Annotated in this window: 19 protein-coding genes; 7 read left to right on the forward strand and 12 right to left on the reverse strand. The window is 71.5% G+C overall.

The features are described from left to right. Positions 1-2 precede the first annotated feature (2 nt). A complete protein-coding gene (gene sucD, locus AB0D32_RS10925; protein WP_357087653.1) occupies positions 3-890 on the forward strand; it encodes a succinate--CoA ligase subunit alpha in 888 nt (295 codons plus the stop codon). A gap of 68 nt (positions 891-958) precedes the next feature. On the opposite strand, the gene AB0D32_RS10930 is transcribed toward sucD, so the two are convergent. Next, positions 959-1,225, reverse strand: a complete 267-nt coding sequence (locus AB0D32_RS10930; protein ID WP_357087657.1) for a hypothetical protein — start codon at positions 1,223-1,225, stop codon at positions 959-961. Between the two features lie 158 nt (positions 1,226-1,383). Here AB0D32_RS10930 and AB0D32_RS10935 point away from each other — a divergent pair, with 158 nt between their 5' ends. Further along, the gene (locus tag AB0D32_RS10935) at positions 1,384-2,658 is read left to right on the forward strand and encodes a DUF6350 family protein (RefSeq protein ID WP_357087660.1); all 1,275 of its coding nucleotides are present in this window, start codon (positions 1,384-1,386) and stop codon (positions 2,656-2,658) included. Positions 2,659-2,718: 60 nt separating this feature from the next. Here AB0D32_RS10935 and AB0D32_RS10940 read toward each other — a convergent pair whose 3' ends face one another. Together AB0D32_RS10940 and AB0D32_RS10945 are read right to left on the reverse strand one after the other, a co-directional pair. Then, positions 2,719-3,327 (reverse strand): DUF4190 domain-containing protein, encoded by a 609-nt coding sequence (locus tag AB0D32_RS10940; protein WP_357087663.1) that lies wholly within the window; start codon positions 3,325-3,327, stop codon positions 2,719-2,721. A 20-nt stretch (positions 3,328-3,347) separates the two neighbouring features. Beyond that, entirely contained in the window at positions 3,348-3,695 is a 348-nt protein-coding gene (locus AB0D32_RS10945) for a CD225/dispanin family protein (protein WP_357087666.1), read from the reverse strand. Between the two features lie 132 nt (positions 3,696-3,827). Between AB0D32_RS10945 and purN the strand changes: the two genes are divergently transcribed. Then, a complete protein-coding gene (gene purN / locus AB0D32_RS10950) occupies positions 3,828-4,448 on the forward strand; it encodes a phosphoribosylglycinamide formyltransferase (RefSeq protein ID WP_357087668.1) in 621 nt (206 codons plus the stop codon). Continuing rightward, positions 4,445-6,016 carry a bifunctional phosphoribosylaminoimidazolecarboxamide formyltransferase/IMP cyclohydrolase gene (gene purH / locus AB0D32_RS10955; RefSeq protein WP_357087671.1) on the forward strand — a complete coding sequence of 524 codons (1,572 nt, stop codon included), beginning with the start codon at positions 4,445-4,447 and terminating at the stop codon, positions 6,014-6,016. Before purN ends, purH begins: the two co-directional genes overlap by 4 nt. A 179-nt stretch (positions 6,017-6,195) precedes the next feature. Here purH and AB0D32_RS10960 read toward each other — a convergent pair whose 3' ends face one another. The 5 genes from AB0D32_RS10960 to AB0D32_RS10980 all read right to left on the reverse strand — a co-directional run bounded on the left by AB0D32_RS10960 (position 6,196) and on the right by AB0D32_RS10980 (position 12,007). After that, a complete protein-coding gene (locus tag AB0D32_RS10960) occupies positions 6,196-7,224 on the reverse strand; it encodes a dipeptide ABC transporter ATP-binding protein (protein WP_357087672.1) in 1,029 nt (342 codons plus the stop codon). Beyond that, positions 7,208-8,245: an ABC transporter ATP-binding protein gene (locus AB0D32_RS10965; RefSeq protein WP_357087674.1), complete on the reverse strand. Its 1,038-nt coding sequence runs from the start codon at positions 8,243-8,245 to the stop codon at positions 7,208-7,210. Before AB0D32_RS10965 ends, AB0D32_RS10960 begins: the two co-directional genes overlap by 17 nt. 113 nt (positions 8,246-8,358) lie before the next feature. Then, on the reverse strand, positions 8,359-9,315 hold the full coding sequence (locus AB0D32_RS10970) for an ABC transporter permease (protein WP_357087676.1): 957 nt from the start codon (positions 9,313-9,315) through the stop codon (positions 8,359-8,361). A gap of 63 nt (positions 9,316-9,378) precedes the next feature. Beyond that, positions 9,379-10,317 carry an ABC transporter permease gene (locus AB0D32_RS10975; RefSeq protein ID WP_357087679.1) on the reverse strand — a complete coding sequence of 313 codons (939 nt, stop codon included), beginning with the start codon at positions 10,315-10,317 and terminating at the stop codon, positions 9,379-9,381. A gap of 85 nt (positions 10,318-10,402) precedes the next feature. Beyond that, positions 10,403-12,007 (reverse strand): ABC transporter substrate-binding protein, encoded by a 1,605-nt coding sequence (locus tag AB0D32_RS10980; protein WP_357087681.1) that lies wholly within the window; start codon positions 12,005-12,007, stop codon positions 10,403-10,405. Between the two features lie 429 nt (positions 12,008-12,436). On the opposite strand from AB0D32_RS10980, the gene AB0D32_RS10985 reads away from it, so the two are divergent. Further along, entirely contained in the window at positions 12,437-13,297 is an 861-nt protein-coding gene (locus AB0D32_RS10985; RefSeq protein ID WP_357087684.1) for a bifunctional methylenetetrahydrofolate dehydrogenase/methenyltetrahydrofolate cyclohydrolase, read from the forward strand. A gap of 121 nt (positions 13,298-13,418) precedes the next feature. Then, positions 13,419-14,369, forward strand: coding sequence for a malate dehydrogenase (locus tag AB0D32_RS10990; protein ID WP_357087686.1), 951 nt, complete (start codon positions 13,419-13,421; stop codon positions 14,367-14,369). A gap of 60 nt (positions 14,370-14,429) precedes the next feature. Here the strand turns inward: AB0D32_RS10990 and AB0D32_RS10995 are convergent, their stop codons facing one another. Beyond that, entirely contained in the window at positions 14,430-15,236 is an 807-nt protein-coding gene (locus AB0D32_RS10995; RefSeq protein WP_357087689.1) for an MBL fold metallo-hydrolase, read from the reverse strand. Between the two features lie 140 nt (positions 15,237-15,376). Here AB0D32_RS10995 and AB0D32_RS11000 point away from each other — a divergent pair, with 140 nt between their 5' ends. Continuing rightward, entirely contained in the window at positions 15,377-16,594 is a 1,218-nt protein-coding gene (locus AB0D32_RS11000; RefSeq protein ID WP_357087691.1) for an NADP-dependent isocitrate dehydrogenase, read from the forward strand. 716 nt (positions 16,595-17,310) lie between these two features. Here AB0D32_RS11000 and galT read toward each other — a convergent pair. From galT to cysC, 3 genes are read right to left on the reverse strand one after another with little or no spacing between them, the layout of a single operon-like run. Then, positions 17,311-18,387, reverse strand: a complete 1,077-nt coding sequence (gene galT / locus AB0D32_RS11005) for a galactose-1-phosphate uridylyltransferase (protein ID WP_357087694.1) — start codon at positions 18,385-18,387, stop codon at positions 17,311-17,313. Beyond that, a complete protein-coding gene (locus AB0D32_RS11010; protein WP_357087696.1) occupies positions 18,384-18,548 on the reverse strand; it encodes a hypothetical protein in 165 nt (54 codons plus the stop codon). Before AB0D32_RS11010 ends, galT begins: the two co-directional genes overlap by 4 nt. Then, on the reverse strand, positions 18,518-20,047 hold the full coding sequence (gene cysC, locus AB0D32_RS11015) for an adenylyl-sulfate kinase (RefSeq protein WP_357087699.1): 1,530 nt from the start codon (positions 20,045-20,047) through the stop codon (positions 18,518-18,520). Before cysC ends, AB0D32_RS11010 begins: the two co-directional genes overlap by 31 nt. Between the last annotated feature and the right edge of the window lie 34 nt (positions 20,048-20,081).

Raw genomic sequence — 20,081 nt, forward strand, 5'->3', positions numbered from 1 at the left:
CAATGGCTATCTGGCTGACCAAGGACTCGAAGGTCATCGTCCAGGGGATGACCGGTTCCGAGGGTTCCAAGCACACCCGGCGGATGCTCGCCGCGGGCACCAACGTCGTCGGCGGCGTCAACCCGCGCAAGGCGGGCCAGTCGGTCGACTTCGACGGCACCGAGCTGCCGGTCTTCGCCAGCGTCGCGGACGCGATGGCGCAGACCGGTGCGGACGTGACCGTGATCTTCGTACCGCCGCAGTTCACCAAGGGCGCGGTCGTCGAGGCGATCGACGCCGGGATCGACCTGGCCGTGGTGATCACCGAGGGCGTGCCGGTGCACGACACCGCCGCGTTCTGGGCGTACAACGTCGCCAAGGGGGAGCGGACCCGGATCGTCGGCCCGAACTGCCCGGGCATCGCCTCGCCGGGCGCCTCCAACGCCGGCATCATCCCGGCCGACATCACCGGCACCGGCCGCATCGGCCTGGTCAGCAAGAGCGGCACGCTGACCTACCAGATGATGTACGAGCTGCGCGACATCGGCTTCTCCACCTGCGTCGGCATCGGCGGCGACCCGATCATCGGCACCACCCACATCGACGCGCTCGCCGCGTTCGAGGCCGACCCGGACACCGACGCGATCGTCATGATCGGTGAGATCGGCGGCGACGCCGAGGAGCGGGCCGCCGAGTTCATCAAGGCGAACGTGACCAAGCCGGTGGTCGGCTACATCGCCGGCTTCACCGCGCCGCCCGGCAAGACCATGGGCCACGCCGGTGCGATCATCTCCGGCTCGGCGGGCACGGCCGACGCCAAGAAGAGCGCGCTGGAGGCCGTCGGCGTCAAGGTCGGCAAGACCCCGACCGAGACCGCCAAGCTCATGCGGGAGATCATGTCCGCGGGCTGAGCCCGACTGACGTACGACGGAGGGCCGACCGTTCGCGGTCGGCCCTCCGCCGTCGTGGGTGCGCGACTTCAGTCGTTGTAGAGCGGGTAGTTGCCCCCGGCCCAGAGGATGCCGCTGCCGATGATGTTGAGCACGCCGAACGCGATCGCCAGGTAGCCGAGCACGGGCGACTGGCCGAAGCGCTTGGCGTCCCGGATCGACAGGTAGCCGAAGACGATCCCCAGGATGCCGCAGCAGAGCAGGCCGAGGATGATGCCGAGGACGCCCCACAGGGTCGTGCGGTCCTGGCCGGTCGCGGCCGGTGGTGGCGGGGGCGGCGGATACGGAGTGTTCACGGCTCTCCTCCGGGCGTCGGTGCCGCGACCCACAGTCGCGTCCCTGCGCCCGAGGCTAGACCGGATCGGGGGCGGGAGATGGTGGATCACGGAACTCGTCGCCGCCGTGGGGCGGTATCGGACTGCCGCCGCCGGCCCGACGTGCCAGAGTAGACGCGATGTCCTCCGTCACCCCTGATCAGCCCAGCCGTCCCGGCGCGAGGGTCGGCCCCGGCGCCCGGCCGGCCGCGCCCGCCGCGCGGGGCCGGCGGGTGCCCGCGCCGCGCGACGGCGAGCCGCGCCGCAGCCGCGCCCCGCTCGCCGTCGCCGCCGGGGTCGCGGCCGGCTGGGCGGCGCTCACCTCCTGGCTGCCGGTCGTCGTCGTGCTCTGGCTTTTCCAACTCAGCGAGGGTGCCGCCTCCGTGCCGGGCGCGCTCCGTGCCGGGCTGGCCGGTTGGCTGCTCGGGCACGGCGTCCCGCTGGACACCGCCGCTGGCCCGCTCGGGCTGGCCCCGCTGGCGCTGACCGCGCTGGTGGTCTGGCGGCTGACCCGCTCCGGCGTGCATGCCAGCCGGGCCATCGGCGCGCGGGGCGGGCGCTCGCCCCGGCAGGCGCTCCTCGCCGCCGGTGCGGTCGGCCTGGCGTACGCGCTGCTCGGGGTGCTCGGCGCGCTGCTCGTCGGCGCGTCACCGGTGCGCGCCGGGCTGACGTTCGTGGTGCTCGGCACGCTCGCCGCCCTGGTCGGCGCGGCCCGGACCACGCACGTGGCCGGTCTGCTCGCCGCGCGATGCCCGAAGCCGCTGCGCGACGGCATCCGCACCGGGCTGGTCGCCGGGCTGCTGCTGTTCGGCGCCGGAGCCGGAGCGGCGGGGCTCGCCGTGGCCACCGGGGGCGGGGACGCCGCCGACCTGATCGGGGCCTACCGCACCGGGGTCGCCGGCCAGGCCGGGATCACGCTGGTCAGCCTCGCCTACGCGCCCAACGCCACGGTCTGGTCGGTCAGCTACCTGCTCGGTCCGGGCTTCGCCGTCGGCACCGACACCGCGGTGCGCACCAGCGAGGTCTCCGTGGGGGCGCTGCCGGCCATACCACTGCTCGCCGGGCTGCCGCGCGGGCCGGTCGACGGGCTCGGGGCCGGGCTGCTCGCGGTGCCGGTCCTCGCCGGGATGGCCGCAGGTTGGCTGCTCGCCCGCCGGCTGCTGCGGCTCGCCGCCGACGACCGGGCACCGCTGCGCTGGGGGCCGCTGCTCGGGCCGGCGGCGCTCGCCGGTCCGGTGGCCGGCCTGCTGGTGGGCGCCGCGGCGGCAGCCTCCGCCGGATCGCTCGGCGGCGGCCGGCTCGCCCAGGTGGGGCCCGTCGCCTGGCAGGTGGCGGCGGTGGCGACCGCGGTCGTCACGGTCGGGGCGCTGGTCGGCGCCGCCGCCACCCGGGCGCTGTCCCGCGCGTCCCGCTGAGGGCCCGACAACGCCGAAGGGGCGCCCCGGCCGAGCCGGTGCGCCCCTGTCGCATGCCGGTCAGGGCTGGTCGGGCAGGTTGAACAAGCCGAAGACCACGTAGGCGATCTGGAGCAGGCCCAGCACGACGCCGATGGCGCCGCAGATCAGGCCGGCGAGGGCCTGGCTGTTGCCGGCCTGCCCCTGGTCGGCCTTCTGCTTGCCCAGCCAGCCGGTCACCAACGCGGCGATGCCCAGCGGGATGCCGAGATAGCAGCAGACCAGCGGGATCGAGGCGATACCGAGGATCATCGACACCAGGCCGAGGGTGTTCTGCTGCTGCCCCGGCCCCTTCCCGGTGAACCCCGCGTTCGGGTACATGGGCGGCGGGTACGCCTGCTGACCGTACGGGTCCTGGTACGGCTGCTGCCCGTACGGCTGCTGCCCGTAGGGCTGACCCGGCGCCGGCTGACCGTAGGGCTGGCCCGAGGTGGGCGGCTGGCCGTACGGGTCAGGCTGGCCGTAGGGGTACTGCGGCGCCGCGTACGGGTCGTTCGGCTGCCCGGAGGTGGGCTGCTGACCGTACGGCGCCGCCGGCGGCGGAGCGTACGGGTCGTGGTGCGGCGGCACGGCCGGATCCTGGTGCGGCTGCTGGCCGTACGGATCCTGTCCGGGGTAACCGGGCTGCATGCGACTCCTCGTCCGATCTGTCAGTAGCTGCTGGTGGAGGTGCTGCCGCCCACCACACCGGCGAGGCCACCGAGCAGGCAGCACACCAGCACGATCACATACCAGCTGATGCCGACGATGAGCGCCCACTTGGACCACTTCTTCGACTCGGCGGCGGCGGCCTGGGCCCCGGCGTAGTCGCCCTGCTGGAGCAGGGGATTCACCTTGGAGGCGTTGATGATCGCCGGGATGGCCAGCGGCCAGAAGAGGAAGATGGCGACGATCGACATCGTCATGTTGTTGTCGACGGGCGGCTGCTGCGGCTGGTATCCGGGCTGCATCTCGGCGTACTCCTCGTTCCACTCGACACCCCGCGGGCGTCGGATCACTGATGGGTGCGGGCCGGACGCTGCGCCGGGCCCGAGCGCCGGCAGCGTACCTGGTCCGGGCCAATCACGTCGTCGGTGAATGTCGTATTGCCCAGCGGATGGGCCCCCCGGCCCGCCCGATAGGCTGGCCCGGTGACCGAGCCCGCGTCCGTCGCCCGCATCGTCGTCCTCGTCTCCGGCTCCGGGAGCAACCTCCAGTCCCTGCTCGACGCGAGCGCCGATCCGGCGTACGGGGCCAGGGTGGTGGCCGTCGGCGCCGACCGGGACGGCATTGCGGGTCTGGACCGGGCCGCCGCGGCCGGGGTGCCGACCTTCGTCGAGCGGGTCGCCGACCACCCCACCCGCGAGGACTGGGACGCCGTGCTGACCGCCCGCGTCGCCGAGCACCGGCCCGACCTGGTCATCTCCGCCGGCTTCCTCAAGCTGGTCGGCCCGCGCTTCCTGGCCGCCTTCGGTGACCGCTACCTGAACACGCACAACACGCTGCTGCCGGCGTTCCCCGGCATCCACGGCCCGCGCGACGCCCTCGCCTACGGCGTGAAGGTCACCGGGGCCACGCTTTTCTTCGTCGACGCCGGCATGGACACCGGCCCGATCGTCGCGCAGGTCGCCGTGCCGGTGCACGACGACGACGACGTCGAGACGCTCACCGAGCGCATCAAGGAAGCCGAGCGGCACCAGCTCGTCGAGCAGGTGGGCCGCCTGGTCCGCGAAGGTTGGACGATCACCGGAAGAAAGGTCACGGTCCCGTGAGTTCCACTCAGGACGAACGCCGCCCGATCAGGCGGGCGCTGGTCAGCGTCTACGACAAGACCGGCCTGGTCGAGCTGGCCCGGGCGCTGCACACGGCCGGGGTGGAGATCGTCTCGACCGGCAGCACGGCCTCGACCATCGCCGGCGCGGGGGTGCCGGTGACCCCGGTGGAGACGGTCACCGGCTTCCCGGAGATCCTCGACGGCCGGGTCAAGACGCTGCACCCGAAGGTGCACGGCGGGCTCCTCGCCGACCTGCGCAAGGACTCCCACGTCGCCCAGCTCGACGAGCACGGCATCACGGGAATCGACCTGCTGGTGTCCAACCTGTACCCGTTCCAGGCCACGGTCGCCTCCGGCGCCGGCGTCGAGGAGTGCGTGGAGCAGATCGACATCGGCGGTCCGGCCATGGTCCGGGCAGCCGCCAAGAATCACGCCTCGGTCGCCGTGGTCACCGACCCGGCCGCGTACCCGGCGCTGCTCGCCGCGCTCGACGGGGGCGGCTTCACGCTGGCCCAGCGGCGGGTGCTGGCCGCCCGCGCCTTCGCCGTCATCGCTGAGTACGACGTGGCGGTGGCCGAGTGGTGCGCCGCGACGCTGGCGCCCGAGGAGGACGGCTGGCCGGGCTTCGCCGGGCTGTCGCTGCGCCGCTCGGCGGTGCTGCGATACGGCGAGAACCCGCACCAGCCGGCGGCGCTCTACGTCGACCCGTCCAGCCCGGCCGGCCTCGCCCAGGCCGAGCAGCTGCACGGCAAGGAGATGTCCTACAACAACTACGTCGACGCCGACGCCGCGTGGCGGGCGGCCAACGACTTCGCCGAGCAGCCGGCGGTGGCGATCATCAAGCACGCCAACCCGTGCGGCATCGCGGTCGGCGCCGACGTGGCCGAGGCGCACCGCAAGGCGCACGCCTGCGACCCGGTATCCGCGTACGGCGGGGTGATCGCGGTCAACCGGCCGGTCTCGGTCGAGCTGGCCCGGCAGGTCTCGGAGATCTTCACCGAGGTACTGGTGGCACCGGGATTCGACGAGGGCGCCGTGGAGATCCTCCAGGCCAAGAAGAACATCCGGCTGCTGCACGCGCCGGCCTTCGACCCGCTGCCGGCGGAGTGGCGGCAGGTCACCGGCGGCGTACTGGTGCAGATGGCCGACCGGATCGACGCCGAGGGCGACGACCCGGCCAACTGGCGGCTGGCCACCGGTGAGCCCGCCGACGAGGCGACCCTGCGCGACCTGGCCTTCGCCTGGCGGGCGGTGCGCGCGGTGAAGAGCAACGCGATCCTGCTGGCCAGGGACGGCGCGACCGTCGGTGTGGGGATGGGCCAGGTCAACCGGGTCGACTCGGCGCAGCTCGCGGTCAGCCGGGCCGGTGCGGACCGGGCCCGGGGCGCGGTCTGCGCCTCGGACGCGTTCTTCCCGTTCGCCGACGGCCCGAAGATCCTCATCGACGCCGGGGTCCGCGCCATCGTGCAGCCGGGCGGCTCGATCCGGGACGAGGAGGTCATCGCCGCCGCCAAGGAGGCGGGCGTGACGATGTACCTGACTTCCACCCGCCACTTCTTCCACTAACCCCCTCTCCCTCCCCCTCCCTCCCGCCCCCTCCCCCTCCCCCTCCCCTCCTCCGCCCGCCCCCTGACTTTCGTCGATCTTGCACTTTGTGCCCCTAGAAATCGGATCAAAGTGCGCATTTCGCGGGCGCAAAGTGCAAGATCGCGGGCGGCGGGCGGCGGGCGGCGGGCGGCGGGCGGTCAGGGGGTGGGGCGGAGTTCGGCGAAGTGGCAGGCCGAGGGGTGTGGGTCCGCCGCGCGGAGGACCGTGTGGGGCTCCTGGATGGCGCAGACCTCCTGGGCCTTCCAGCAGCGGGTGCGGAAGTGGCAGCCGCTCGGCGGGTCGGCCGGGCTCGGCACGTCGCCGGTGAGCCGGATCATGGTGCGCTGGTCGCGGGCCTCCGGGTCCGGCACCGGCACGGCCGAGAGCAGCGCCTGGGTGTACGGGTGGGTGGCCCGCTCGTAGATCTCGTCCTCGGTGCCGATCTCCACGATCTTGCCGAGGTACATGACCGCGACCCGGTCCGAGATGTGCCGGACCACCGACAGGTCGTGCGCGATGAAGATGTACGACAGGCCGAACTCGTCCTGGAGCTTCTCCAGCAGGTTGATGACCTGCGCCTGGATCGACACGTCCAGGGCACTGACCGGCTCGTCGCAGACGATGATCTCGGGTCGCAGGGCGAGCGCGCGGGCGATGCCGATGCGCTGCCGCTGACCGCCGGAGAACTGGTGCGGGTACCGGTTGATGTGCTCGGGGTTCAGGCCGACCACGTCGAGCAGTTCCCGTACCCGCTGCTGCCGGCTGCCCTTCGGCGCCGCGTCGGGGTGGATCTCGAACGGCTCGCCGATGATGTCGCCGACCGTCATCCGCGGGTTCAGCGAGGTGTACGGGTCCTGCATCACCATCTGCATGTTGCGCCGCAGCCGGCGCAGTTCGCCGCCGGAGGCCTTGAACAGGTCCCTGCCCTCCAGGGTGGCCCGGCCCGCGGTCGGCGTCTCCAGCCGCATCAGCAGCCGGGCCAGCGTCGACTTGCCGCAGCCGGACTCGCCGACCACCCCGAGGGTCTCGCCCCGGCGCAGCTCGAAGCTGACCCCGTCGACGGCCTTGACGGCGCCGATCTGCTTCTGGAACAGCACGCCCTGCCGGATCGGGAAGTGCTTGACCAGGTTGTCGACGGCGAGGATCGTCTCGCCACGCACCTTCGTGGGGCTAGCGGGCGCTGTCATCACGGACCTCCTGGGCGAAGTGGCACGCGCTGGTCCGGCCGTCGCCCAGGACCAGGTCGTGCGGCACCACGTCGACACAGACCTGCTGCACGTACGGGCACCGGGGGTGGAAGGGGCAGCCGGACGGGATCCGCATCAGGTTGGGCGGCAGCCCCCTGATCGTGGAGAGCTCCTGACCCCGCACGTCCAGGCGCGGGATCGACTCCAGCAGCCCCTTCGTGTACGGGTGGGCCGGCGCCCGGTACAGCGAGCGGACGTCGGCGTGCTCGACGATCCGGCCCGCGTACATGACCGCGATCCGGTCGGCGACGCCGGCGACCACGCCGAGGTCGTGGGTGATCAGGATCATCGCCATGTCGAGGTCGCGGCGGAGGTCGGCCAGCAGGTCCATGATCTGGGCCTGCACGGTGACGTCCAGGGCCGTGGTCGGCTCGTCGGCGATCAGCACCTTCGGGTTCATGGCCAGCGCCATCGCGATCATGACGCGCTGCCGCATGCCGCCGGAGAACTGGTGCGGATAGTCGCCGAGCCGGTTGGCGGCCCCCGGGATCCTCACCAGGTCCATCAGCTCGACGACCCGAGCGCGGGCGTCCGCCTTCGACATGCCCTCGCGCTGGCGCAGCGTCTCGCCGATCTGCCAGCCCACCGGGAAGACCGGGTTCAGCGCGGACAGGGCGTCCTGGAAGATCATCGCGATCTCCTTGCCGCGTACCTGCCGGCGCTGCTCCTCCGGCAGCTTCAGCAGGTCCCGCCCCTGGTAGAGGACCTCGCCGGAGCGGATCACGGCCGGGGGAGTGTCGAGGATGCCCATGATCGCCTGAGCGGTGACCGACTTGCCGGAGCCGGACTCGCCGAGCACGGCGAGCGTCTCGCCGGGGTCCAGGTGGTACGAGACCCCGTTGATCACCTTGGCCACGCCCTCGCCGGTGCGGAACTCGATGTGCAGGTCCCGTACGTCCAGCAGGTGCCCGCCCCCGGGCGTCGGGGAGGCCGGCGTGGGTTGAACGGCGGACTGACTCACGGTGCCAACCTTTCGCTCGCGACTGTGGGGCTCGCTGCGCTCACTCCTCGCGCTTCGCGGGGTGCCAACCTTTCGCTCGCGACTGCGGGGCTCGCTGCGCTCGTTCGCATCCGTCACCGCAGCTTCGGGTCGAAGGCGTCGCGGATCGCATCGCCGAGCATGATGAACGCCAGCACGGTCAGCGCGAGGAAGACCGAGGGAACCAGCAGCGGGGTGGCCGACTCCCGCATGTGCACCCGGCCCGAGTCGATGTCGATGCCCCAGGAGATGGTCGGTGCCTTGAGCCCGATGCCGAGGAAGCTCAGCGTCGCCTCGGCGGCGATGAACGAGCCGAGGGCGATGGTCAGCACCACGATCGCCGGGGCCAGCGCGTTGGGCAGGATGTGCCGCAGCATGATCCGGCCGTCGCCGGCGCCGAGCATCCGGGCCGCCGCGACGTAGTCCTGCTCCTTCGCGGTGATCACCGAGGAGCGGACGACGCGGGCGGCGGTGGTCCAGCCGAGAATCGCCAGTACGAAGATCACCGCACTGATCCGGATCGCCGAGCTGTCGCTGTTGACCCGCTTGAGCAGCACGATCGCGGCGAGCAGGAGTGGGATGCCGAGGACGACGTCGATCACCCGGGAGAGCACCGCGTCGACCCAGCGGCCGAAGTAGCCGGCCAGCATCCCCACGGTGAGCGCGATCAGGCCCGTGAGCAGCGCGGAGAGCGCGCCGACCAGCAGCGACGCGCGGGCGCCGTACACCGCCCGGGAGTACGTGTCGCAGCCCTGGAAGTCGTACCCGAAGATCGCCCCGCCGGACGGGCCGGCGTGCTGCCGGGACAGCACGCAGTCGCGCGGGTCGTTCGCGGTGAACAGCCCGGGAACGGCGGCCATGGCGGCGACCAGCACGACCAGGGTGAGGCTGATCCAGAAGATCGGTTTGCGGCGCAGGTCGCGCCAGGCGTCGCCGGCCAGACTGCGGGGCTTCTGCGGTACGCCCACCTGGCCCGGTGCGCCGGGCTCACCCGACGGCCCCCGCCGCGCGGCCTGGTTCTCGCTGGCGGCGACCGTCTCGAAGTCACTCATGCCCGCACCTCGCTGCGCTCGGCGCCGGCACGAAGCACTGCATCGATGATTCGTTCGCTGCGCTCACTCATAGCGGATCCTCGGGTCGAGTACGGCGTACAGGACGTCCACCACCAGGTTGGAGACGAGGTAGACCACGACGAGCACGCTGACGATGCCCACCACCAGTGGGCCGTCCTCGGTGCGGATGCCGCGGTAGAGGTTGAAGCCGACACCGGGGATGTTGAACACACCCTCGGTGATGATCGCGCCGCTCATCAGGTTGCCCAGCTCGACGCCGAGGAAGGTGACCACCGGGATGAGCGAGTTGCGCAGCACGTGGACGCTGACGATCCGCCGCTTCACCAGCCCCTTCGACCGGGCGGTGCGCACGTAGTCGGCGCGCAGGTTCTCGGCCACGGACGTCCGGGTCAGCCGCAGCGCGGTGGCCAGCGAGAGCGAGCCGAGCACGATGCCCGGCAGCAGGAGCGCGTACAGGTCGGGGTCGGCGCCGGCGGTGGCTGGGAAGAGCTGCCACTTGACGCCGAGGAGGTACTGGGCCAGCGGCGCGAGCACGATCGTCGGGATGCCGAGCACCAGCAGGGTCAGTAGCAGCGTCGAGTTGTCGAAGATGCTGGCCCGCCGGATGCCGGCGATCACGCCCGCGGTGACCCCGAAGACGATGGTGACCGCCATGGCGATCAGTGCCAGCTTGACCGTGACCGGCCAGGCGGCGGCCAGGATGTCCCCGATCGAACGTCCGGTGAGGGACTGCCCGAGATCACCCTGGAGCAGGTTCTTGAGGTAGTCGAAGTAGCGGTAGAAGAAGCCGTCGACGCCGGTCCGGTCGAGGTGGAACTTCTCCGTCAGGTATGCCCGCTGCGCCGCCGTGACCGGGCGTTCGCCGGCGAGCGCCTGGATCGGGTCGCCCTGGCCGGCGAACATCAGCGCGTAGACGATCAGCGTGGTCCCGAAGAACGCGAGGACCATCTGGAGCAGGCGCCGCAGGATGAAGCGGAACATACTTGGCAGTCTCTCTGAAAAAGGGCAAAGAAGATGGCGGGTCGGGCCACCGTCCGCCGATGGCCCGACCCGTCATGCCGTGGTGTTACTTGACGGCCTCGATCTTCAGCAGGTCGATCCGGTCGAAGAGATCCATCTCCACGTTCTTGACCTTGGTCGAGTGGCCGAAGTTGTTCTGGCCGTACCGCAGCGGGATCACCGGCAGGTCCTGCGCCAGCAGGTCCTCCGCCGCCTGGTACTTCTTGATCGCCTCTTCCTCGGTCGCGGCGCTGGTGCCCTCGGCGAGCAGCTTGTCGAACTCCGGGTTGCTGTAGCCGTAGTAGTTCGTCGAGCCGTTGGTGCTGTACAGCGGGCCCAGGTAGTTCTCCATGGACGGGTAGTCCATGACCCAGCCCAGCCGGAACATGCCGACCGGCTGCTTGTCCTTGACCTTGGTCAGCAGGTCCGCGAACTTCGGCTCGGCGGTGCCCACGCAGTCCACGCCCAGGTTGGCCTTGAGCTGGTTGCAGGTCGCGTCGATCCAGTCCTTGTGGCCACCGTCGCCGTTGTAGGACAGTTCGATCTTCGCCGGGCCGCCTGCGGCCTGGTACAGGGCCTTGGCCTTGGCCGCGTCGAACTCGCCGGCCTCGCCGATGGTGTTGTCGCGGTAGCCCGCGACGACCGGCGAGACGAACGAGCGGGCCGGCTGCTGCGAGTCCTTGAAGATCGACCTGGTGATCTCGTCCCGGTCGATCGCCATCGAGATCGCCTTGCGCACGTCCGGGTTGCTGAACTCCTTCTCGAAGGTCGGGAAGGCCAGGAACTGGAACGACGAGGCAGGGCTCTGCTTGAACCGGTCGCCGAGGTCGGTGCCGGCCGTCGACAGGTTCTCGGTCGGGATGGTCTTGATGACGTCCAGGTTGTCCGAGAGCACGTCCGCGTACGCGGCGGTCGGCTGCTGGTAGATCCGGAACTCGACGCCGGCCACCTTCGGCTTCTCGCCGGGGAAGGCGTCGTACTTCTCGACCTCGACCTTGGCGTCGTGCTGCCAGGTGCCCTTCATCTTGAACGGGCCCTGACCGACCGGCGCCTGCTCGTAGGACTCGGTCAGCACGCCGGGCGCGGAGAACGCGGCCTTCGGCATCGGGTAGAAGGCGGTGTAGCCGAGCATGGTCCTGAACTCGCTGTACGGCTGGGACAGCGTGACGGTGAAGGTCAGGTCGTCGACCTTCTTGAGCCCGGTCAGCGTCTTGGCCTTCGGGGCCTCGCCCTGGAGGTCCTCGTAGCCGGCGATCTTCTCGAAGAAGTAGCTGGAGTTCTGGCCGTTCGGGGCGTAGGAACCGTAGTTCCAGGCGTCGATGTAGTTGTCGGCGACGACCTTCTCGCCGTTGTGGAACGTGTAGCCGTCCTTCAGCTTGACCGTCCAGGTCTTGTTGTCCTCGGACGTCACGGACTCGGCCGCCACCTCGTACGGCTTGTTGGCCTCGTCGTAGTCGACCAGCGGGCTGAACAGGGCGGAGAGCACCTGTGACCCGCTCGTCTCGTTGGTGTTGGTCGGCACCAGGTGCTGCGGCTCGGCGATCTCGATCCGCACGGCCGCGTCGGGGTTGCTCTCGCCGGATCCACCATCGCCGCCCGAGCCGCAGGCCACCAGGCCCAGGGTCACCGCGAGCGGGAGGGCGGTCCAGGCAGCGAGCCTACGAACACGCATGTAGCCTCCTCATCTCCTCACGATGCGCAGTCAGGCCCGGCGCTGGGTTTACGCTGCGCAACGATGGGCAACGGTAGGTCGCGGGTCGGGGATCGACAACGTGCGGGTTGCGAACTGGTAACGGAGCGGGCCTGGCGACCTTGTCGTTTCGGGCCGGCTCTGCTATGGCCCCTGGAGCGTGGGAACCATGCCTAACTGCGGGAACTCTCGGCTTTGCCGATGGTCCCCGCGCGTGACGTACCCTCTGCGCCGTCTCGTGCCGTCCGGGGCTGCTCGTCGCCGGACCTGCCCCCGTGTCCGGATCCGGCAGGGGTTGGTACCGCCGGCAGGTAACTCACAGTGATTAACCGCACGTAACTCTTCGTGATCGCAGGGTGGGCTGCCGCAGGTCGTCGGATCGCCGGGCGTCCACCGTGAGACGATCTGGGCGTGACGGCGACGCTTCTGGACGGCAAGGCGACCGCGGCCGAGATCAAGGACGAGCTGCGGACACGGGTCAAGGCACTGGCGGAACGCGGCATCACCCCCGGGCTGGGCACCGTCCTGGTCGGCGTGGACCCCGGCTCCCAGGCGTACGTCAACGGCAAGCACCGCGACTGCGCCGAGGTGGGGATCGCCTCGATCCGTCGGGAGCTGCCGGCCGACGCGACCCAGGCGCAGGTCGACGGCGTGCTCGCCGAGCTGAACGCCGACCCCGCGTGCCACGGCTACATCGTCCAGCTGCCGCTGCCGGGGCACCTCGACACCCAGCGGGTGCTGGAGCTGATCGACCCCGACAAGGACGCCGACGGCCTGCACCCGGTCAACCTCGGCCGGCTGGTCCTCGGCTACGACGGTCCGTTGCCCTGCACCCCGCGCGGCATCGTCGAGCTGCTCCGGCGGCACGAGGTGGCGCTGCGCGGGGCCAAGGTCGCCGTGGTCGGCCGCGGCAACACCGTCGGCCGTCCGCTCGGCCTGCTGCTCACCCGACGCAGCGAGAACGCCACCGTGACCCTCTGCCACACCGGCACCCTCGACCTGGCCGCGCACACCCGGGCCGCCGACATCGTCATCGTGGCGGCCGGCGTGCCGGGCCTGCTCACCGCCGACATGGTCACCCCGGGGGCGGTGGTGGTCGACGTCGGCATCACCCGCGTGATCGGCCCGGACGGCAAGGGCCGCTACACCGGAGACGTCGCCCCGGACGCGGCCGAGGTGGCCGGCAAGCTGGTGCCCATGCCGGGCGGCGTCGGCCCGATGACCCGCGCGATGCTGCTGACCAACGTCGTGGAGCGGGCCGAACGCGGCTGAGCCGTGGTGGGGGTCGGTTGCGCAGCCGAGCGAGGTCATAACTGTCCGCCCCTGCCCGGATCGGTGCCAGGATGACTGATACGGTCCGGAAAACCGACTGGTAGCAGGGAGTGGGACGACCATGGGTAAGAAGGTCACTGTCGTCGGGGCCGGCTTCTACGGCTCCACCACCGCACAGCGCCTGGCCGAGTACGACGTCTTCGACACCGTTGTGATCACCGACATCGTGGAGGGCAAGCCCGCGGGTCTCGCTCTGGACCTCAACCAGTCGCGTGCCATCGAGGGCTTCGAGACCAAGGTGGTCGGCGTGACCACCGGCCCGAACGGCGAGGGCTACGAGGCGATCGAGGGCTCGGACGTCGTGGTGATCACCGCCGGCCTGCCGCGCAAGCCGGGCATGAGCCGGATGGACCTGCTGGCGACGAACGCCAAGATCGTCCGTCAGGTCTCCGAGAACGTCGCCAAGTACGCCCCGAACGCCGTCGTCATCGTCGTGTCCAACCCGCTGGACGAGATGACCGCGCTGGCCCAGCTCGCCACGCAGTTCCCGAAGAACCGGGTGCTCGGCCAGGCCGGCATGCTGGACACGGCCCGGTTCACCAACTTCGTGGCCGAGGCGCTGAGCGTCCCGGTGAAGTCGGTGAAGACCCTGACCCTCGGCTCGCACGGCGACACGATGGTGCCGGTGCCGTCGCAGAGCACCGTCGACGGCAAGCCGCTGCGTGAGGCGATGCCGGCCGAGCAGATCGAGGAGTTGGTCGTCAAGACCCGCAACGGTGGCGCCGAGGTGGTCGCGCTGCTGAAGACCGGTTCGGCGTACTACGCGCCGTCCGCCGCCGCCGCCCGGATGGCGAAGGCCGTCGCGGAGGACTCCGGCGAGGTCATGCCGGTCTGCGCCTGGGTCGACGGCGAGTACGGCATCTCCGGCGTCTACCTGGGTGTCGAGGCCGCGATCGGCGCCGAGGGCGTCAAGCGGGTCGTCGAGACCAGCCTGGACGCCGACGAGCTGGCCAGCCTCAAGGAGGCCGCCGAGGCCGTCCGCGCCAAGCAGGGCGACGTCGCCTCCATGTGATCCGTCCGTCGAGGGGGCACGCCGGTCCTCCGGCGTGCCCCCTCGACGTTGCGTGCCCCCCTACAGCGTCACGAACGCCTCGCCCAGGTGCGGGGTGGCCAGCACCGCGGTGCCCCGCGCGGCCAGGTCGCGCAGCAGCGCCACCCGCGAGGCACGCGCCGCGGCGGCGTCCTCCTCGTGGGCGTACGCCAGCTCGGGGTCGACCAGTTGCACGGTGTGCACCAGCAGGTCGCCGGTGACCAGTAGCCGCTCGTCTCCGACCTCCAGCAGCACCGACTGGTGTCCGGGCGTGTGTCCCGGCGTCGGCAGCAGCCGTACGCTCGGATCGAGCCTTTCCGGGCCGTCTACCACCCGGAGCTGGCCGGCGGTGCGCAACGGCGCGATGAGGCCGGCCGCCAGCCCCGGGTTGAGGTGCCCCACGGCGGCCAGTTCGGCCCGCTGGAGCAGGTAGTCGGCGTTGGGGAAGTACGGCGTGCCCGGTGTGCCGGTGACCGCCCAGCCCACGTGGTCGGTGTGCAGGTGGGTGAGCACGACCGTGCGCACGTCGGCCGGGTCGATGCCGGCGGCGGCGAGTTCGGCCGGCAGCCGGCCGGGCACCGGCGCCCAGCCGGAGGCGGGGGAGCCGGCCGGGCCGATCCCGGCGTCGACCAGGGTCACCGGCCCGTCCCCGGTGCGGATGGCGAAGCTGCGGAACGGCAGCCACCATCGTCCGTCGGCGGTCACCGTGGCCGGGTCGCGCAGGTCGGCGGCGTGCCAGTGCTCCGGCGTGGCGTCGGGGAACGCCTCCGCGCGGGGTTGGAAGAACGGCCCCTCGCCGTCGGTGATCGCGGTGACCGTGATAGACCCGAGGATGCGGCTCAGCGGCATCCGGCGATCATGCCAGTGCCCTTCTGCGCCGTGCACTTTCGTTTCGTTCCGGCCCGACCGAGGCCGGCTGGGGGCTGCCGACCAGTTTCCAGTACGCTCGTACTGCTTGAGCACGTGTCCCCCGAGAGGAGCGCCGGCCGATGGCGAAGATCAAGGTAAACAACCCGGTCGTTGAGCTCGACGGCGACGAGATGACCCGGATCATCTGGAAGCAGATCCGGGAGCAGCTGATCCTGCCCTACCTCGACGTCGACCTGCACTACTACGACCTTTCGATCCAGCACCGCGACGAGACCGACGACCAGGTCACCGTCGACGCCGCCAACGCCATCAAGGAGCACGGCGTCGGCGTCAAGTGCGCGACCATCACCCCGGACGAGGCCCGGGTGGAGGAGTTCGGCCTGAAGAAGATGTGGCGGTCGCCGAACGGCACCATCCGCAACATCCTCGGCGGCGTCGTCTTCCGTGAGCCGATCATCATGTCCAACGTGCCGCGGCTGGTCCCCGGCTGGACCAAACCGATCATCATCGGCCGGCACGCCCACGGTGACCAGTACAAGGCCACCGACTTCGTGGTGCCCGGCCCGGGCAAGGTGACCGTCACCTACACCCCGGCCGACGGCGGCGCCCCGATGGAGATGGAGGTCGCCAACTTCCCCGGTAGCGGCATCGCCATGGGCATGTACAACTACGACGAGTCGATCCGGGACTTCGCCCGCGCCTCGTTCCGGTACGGCCTGGACCGCAACTACCCGGTCTACCTGTCCACCAAGAACACCATCCTCAAGGCGTACGACGGCCGGTTCAAGGACATCTTCGCCGAGGTGTTCGAGAACGAGTTCAAGGCCGAGTTCGACGCCGCCGGCATCACCTACGAGCACCGGCTGATCGACGACATGGTCGCCGCCGCGCTCAAGTGGGAGGGCGGCTACGTCTGGGCCTGCAAGAACTACGACGGTGACGTGCAGTCCGACACCGTCGCGCAGGGCTTCGGCTCGCTCGGCCTGATGACCTCGGTGCTGCTCTCCCCGGACGGCCGTACCGTCGAGGCCGAGGCCGCGCACGGCACGGTCACCCGGCACTACCGGCAGTGGCAGAAGGGCGAGAAGACCTCGACCAACCCGATCGCGTCGATCTACGCCTGGACCCGGGGCCTCGCCCACCGGGGCAAGCTGGACGGCACCCCGGCGGTCACCGAGTTCGCCAACACCCTGGAGCAGGTCATCGTCGACACCGTCGAGGGCGGCCAGATGACCAAGGACCTCTCGCTGCTCATCTCGCGGGACGCCCCGTGGCTGACCACCGACGAGTTCATGAACGCGCTGGACGAGAACCTGGCGCGCAGGCTCTCCGCCTGATCCTCCACGCGCCTACTGGCGGCACCTGATTCGTGCTGCCGCCGTTCACACAGGAGCCCGCCGGCACCGCCGGCGGGCTCCTGCGCGTTCTCGCCGTTCTCGCCGCCAGCGGGCGGTTGTAGATCTTGGTAGAGAACGGCCCTTCTGGGGGCGGATTCCTACCAAGATCTACTCGTCTGGCCGTTGGCGGTGGGCAGCAGTGGGCAGCAACGGGTGGCGGGTGTGCGCACGATGTTGGGAAGCCGGTTGGCGAAGGCGGTGGGCGAAGCCGGTTGGCGAAGGCGGTGGGCGTGGACGGGCCGGTGCGGGGGATGTGCCGGGCGTGGGTGGGCGGCGTGTCGTGGGATGACACGCCGACTGCGTCACCTACCTCGGCGCGCCTCGTTGACCTGGGTGGACGAGATGCCAGTCGCGTCCAGGAAGGTTGACCGCGGTCGCCTCGCGGCATGCGTGCCGATCAGCCAGCCTTCCCGGCTGTCGCGCACAGCCAGCCGTCCCTTCCCTGCGGGGGGCCCTGTCCCGGGCCCCCCGCGCCCTGTCTCCACTACGATTGGCGCCGCCGAACGCGGGCCCGCCACCGCACCGCCACCGCCCGCCGGCCATCCGCCACCGCCCGCCGGCCATCCGCCACCGCCCGCCGGCCATCCGCCACCGCTCGCCGGGCGTCAGGAAGGGGCCCTTGCTCTACCGCAGGCGTCAGGAAGGGGCCCTTCCTTTCACGCGGTGCGGAGGAGTTCGGCGGCGCGTTCGGGGGCGATGTCGTTGATGAAGACACCCATCGCGGACTCCGAGCCCGCCAGGTACTTCAGTTTGTCCTCCGCGCGCCGGATGCTGAACAGCTGCAGGTGCAGGTGGCCCAGTTCGCGGTCGACGCGTACCGGTGCCTGGTGCCAGGCGGCGATGTAGGGCATCGGCACGTCGAACAGCCCGTCGAAGCGGTGCAGCAGGTCCAGGTAGAGCGGCCCGAAGGCATCCCGTTCGGCATCGTCGAGCGCGGGGATGTCCGGCACCGGCCGGTGCGGGGCCACGTGCACCTCGAACGGCCAGCGGGCCGCCGCCGGGACGTACGCCGTCCAGTGTTCGTTGGTGGCGACCACCCGGTCGCCGGTGGCCCGCTCGGCGGCGAGCACGTCGGCGTAGAGGTTGCGCCCACCGGTGCGTTCCGCGTGCCGGCGCGCGGCGGCCAGCAGCGCCCGGGTCCGCGGGGTCACGAAGGGGTACGCGTAGATCTGACCGTGCGGGTGGTGCAGGGTCACGCCGATCTCCACGCCCCGGTTCTCGAAGCAGAACACCTGCTCCACCCCGGGCAGTCCGCCGAGCACCGTCGTGCGGTCGGCGAGCGCGTCGAGGACGGTGCGTACCCGGCGCGGCGGGAGGGAGGCGAAGGAGGCGTGGTGGTCGTCGGTGAAGCAGACCACCTCGCAGCGGCCCAGACCGGGCCGGGCCGGGGTGAACGGGGTGATCTCGGCCGGCTCGTCGGCCACCCGGCCGCTCAGTGAGGGGAACCGGTTCTCGAAGACGGCGACGTCGTAGCCGGGCGCCGGGATCTCGCTCTGCCGACCGTCCGTGCTGGGGCAGAGGGGGCAGCGGTCGGCCGGCGGAAGGAAGGTGCGGGTCTGCCGGTGCACGGCGACGGCCACCCACTCGTCGGTCAGCGGATCGAGGCGCAGCTGCGACGCGGGCGGCGGCGGGGGCAGTTCACGCCGGTCCGGCTGGTCCCGGACGGCGTCGTCCCGCTCGTCGAAGTAGATCAGTTCCCGGCCGTCGGCCAGTTTCGTCGCGGTGCGCTTCACCTCGCCGTCCCCTCACCTGTCGTGGCCGGCCGTCCCGCACCCGTCACCGGCACGACCACCAGCTCGCCCAACTGGTCGGCAAGCACCACCGACTGGTCGGTGAACACCAGGGCGGCGGCGACGGGTGCGATCAGATGGACTGGAGCTTGGGTTCGACCCATCCCGTCTCGGTCAGATGGTGCAGGACGGACTCGACCGCCTCGTCGATCGTCAGGGCGCTGGTGTCGACGACCAGGTCGGCGTCGGTGGGCACCTCGTAGGGGTCGTCGATGCCGGTCATCCCGGTGAGCAGGCCGGCGCGGGCCCGCGCGTAGAGGCCCTTGCGGTCGCGCTGCTCGCAGACCTCCAGCGGGGTCGCCACGTGCACCAGGAGGAAGCCCGCGCCGGCGGCCAGCGCCATGTCCCGGGCGGTCGCGCGGGCCTGGGCGTACGGGGCGATCGGGCAGCAGATGCCGACACCGTGGTGCCGGGCGATCTCGGCCGCCACCCAGCCGATCCGCCGGACGTTGAGGTCCCGGTCGGCCTTGCTGAAGCCCAGGCCGGCGGAGAGTTCGCGGCGCACCACGTCCCCGTCGAGCAGCGTGATCGTCCGGTCGCCCTGCTCGCGCAGCACGTCGGCCAGACCCCGGGCGATCGTCGACTTGCCGGAGCCGGAGAGCCCGGTAAGGAAGATCACCAGGCCCCGGTGCCGCCGCGGCGGCCGGGCCCGGGCCAGCTCCTTCGCCACCGCCGGCGGGGTGTGCCACTCGGGCAGCGGGAAGCCCCGGTCCAGCAGGTCGTCGATCTCCGGCTGGGTCAGCGCCAGGCGCCGGTTGCGCGGGGGGATGTCCTCCCGCCAGCGCCACTGCCCGTCGCGGTTGTCGTAGGCCAGTTCGCGCGGCACCAGCACCCGCAGGCCGGCGCCGGAGAGCATCTCGCCGGTGGAGAGCAGGTGCGTGACGCCGTACGCCGCCGACACCCGGGCCCGCAGCAGCGCGTCGCTGATCTCGTCGCGCCGGCGGGACAGCGGCACGGCGACGAGCGTGGCCGGCGGCATCCGGTCGCGGGCCGCGAAGACGCTGCGTACGAGCGCCTCCGGGGGTAGCCCGCCGAGGCCGTCCTCGCCGACCGGGATCATCACCAGCAGGTGGGCGCCGAGCGTGCGGACCGCGTGGGCGATCTGGGCGAGCTGCGGCCGGTGCAGCGGACGGTCGGCGACCACCCCGAGCACCCGACCGGACGGCAGCAGCGGGCGTATCTCCTCGGGGGTGCGGCGCAGCCGCTGGAAGGGCCCGTGGCCGCCGTCACCGAGCCGGCGGACGGTGCCGCCGACGCCGGCCACCCCGTCGCGGACCTGCCACGCGTCGGCGATCTCCAGCGCCGCGACCGGCGCGCCCTCCCCGTCGGTGAGCACCAGGGTGCGGCGTGCCCCGTCTCGCGGGTCGAGGCCTTGGGCGAGCGCGGTGGGCACCTGGAGGGTCACCGGCACCGGCCACGGCGAACCGTCGGCGAGCCGACTCCGGCGGCTCACCGAGACCAGGTCGGCGCGGGTCATGAAGCCGGCCAGCGGGGCGTACGCCCCGGTCAGCAGCAACTCCAGGTCGGCCAGCTCGCCGGGGCGCGGCGTGTACGCCGGCGCGTCCCGGAGCACCTCGTCGGGCAGCACCCAGCTGTTGCTCATCCATCCCCCAAACCACGCTGACCGGCACACAGTT

It is taken from the genome of Micromonospora sp. NPDC048170, from assembly GCF_040652795.1.
Lineage (GTDB): Bacteria > Actinomycetota > Actinomycetes > Mycobacteriales > Micromonosporaceae > Micromonospora.

What these genes read in the sequence shown, in the direction of transcription:
- sucD (WP_357087653.1), top strand. Translation starts at nt 3, where the DNA reads ATGGCTATCTGGCTGACCAAGGACTCGAAGGTCATCGTCCAGGGGATG.
- AB0D32_RS10935 (WP_357087660.1), top strand. Translation starts at nt 1,384, where the DNA reads ATGTCCTCCGTCACCCCTGATCAGCCCAGCCGTCCCGGCGCGAGGGTC.
- AB0D32_RS10940 (WP_357087663.1), bottom strand. Translation starts at nt 3,327, where the DNA reads ATGCAGCCCGGTTACCCCGGACAGGATCCGTACGGCCAGCAGCCGCAC.
- AB0D32_RS10960 (WP_357087672.1), bottom strand. Translation starts at nt 7,224, where the DNA reads ATGACAGCGCCCGCTAGCCCCACGAAGGTGCGTGGCGAGACGATCCTC.
- AB0D32_RS10970 (WP_357087676.1), bottom strand. Translation starts at nt 9,315, where the DNA reads ATGAGTGACTTCGAGACGGTCGCCGCCAGCGAGAACCAGGCCGCGCGG.
- AB0D32_RS10975 (WP_357087679.1), bottom strand. Translation starts at nt 10,317, where the DNA reads ATGTTCCGCTTCATCCTGCGGCGCCTGCTCCAGATGGTCCTCGCGTTC.
- AB0D32_RS10980 (WP_357087681.1), bottom strand. Translation starts at nt 12,007, where the DNA reads ATGCGTGTTCGTAGGCTCGCTGCCTGGACCGCCCTCCCGCTCGCGGTG.
- AB0D32_RS10990 (WP_357087686.1), top strand. Translation starts at nt 13,419, where the DNA reads ATGGGTAAGAAGGTCACTGTCGTCGGGGCCGGCTTCTACGGCTCCACC.
- AB0D32_RS10995 (WP_357087689.1), bottom strand. Translation starts at nt 15,236, where the DNA reads ATGCCGCTGAGCCGCATCCTCGGGTCTATCACGGTCACCGCGATCACC.
- AB0D32_RS11000 (WP_357087691.1), top strand. Translation starts at nt 15,377, where the DNA reads ATGGCGAAGATCAAGGTAAACAACCCGGTCGTTGAGCTCGACGGCGAC.
- AB0D32_RS11010 (WP_357087696.1), bottom strand. Translation starts at nt 18,548, where the DNA reads ATGGGTCGAACCCAAGCTCCAGTCCATCTGATCGCACCCGTCGCCGCC.
- cysC (WP_357087699.1), bottom strand. Translation starts at nt 20,047, where the DNA reads ATGAGCAACAGCTGGGTGCTGCCCGACGAGGTGCTCCGGGACGCGCCG.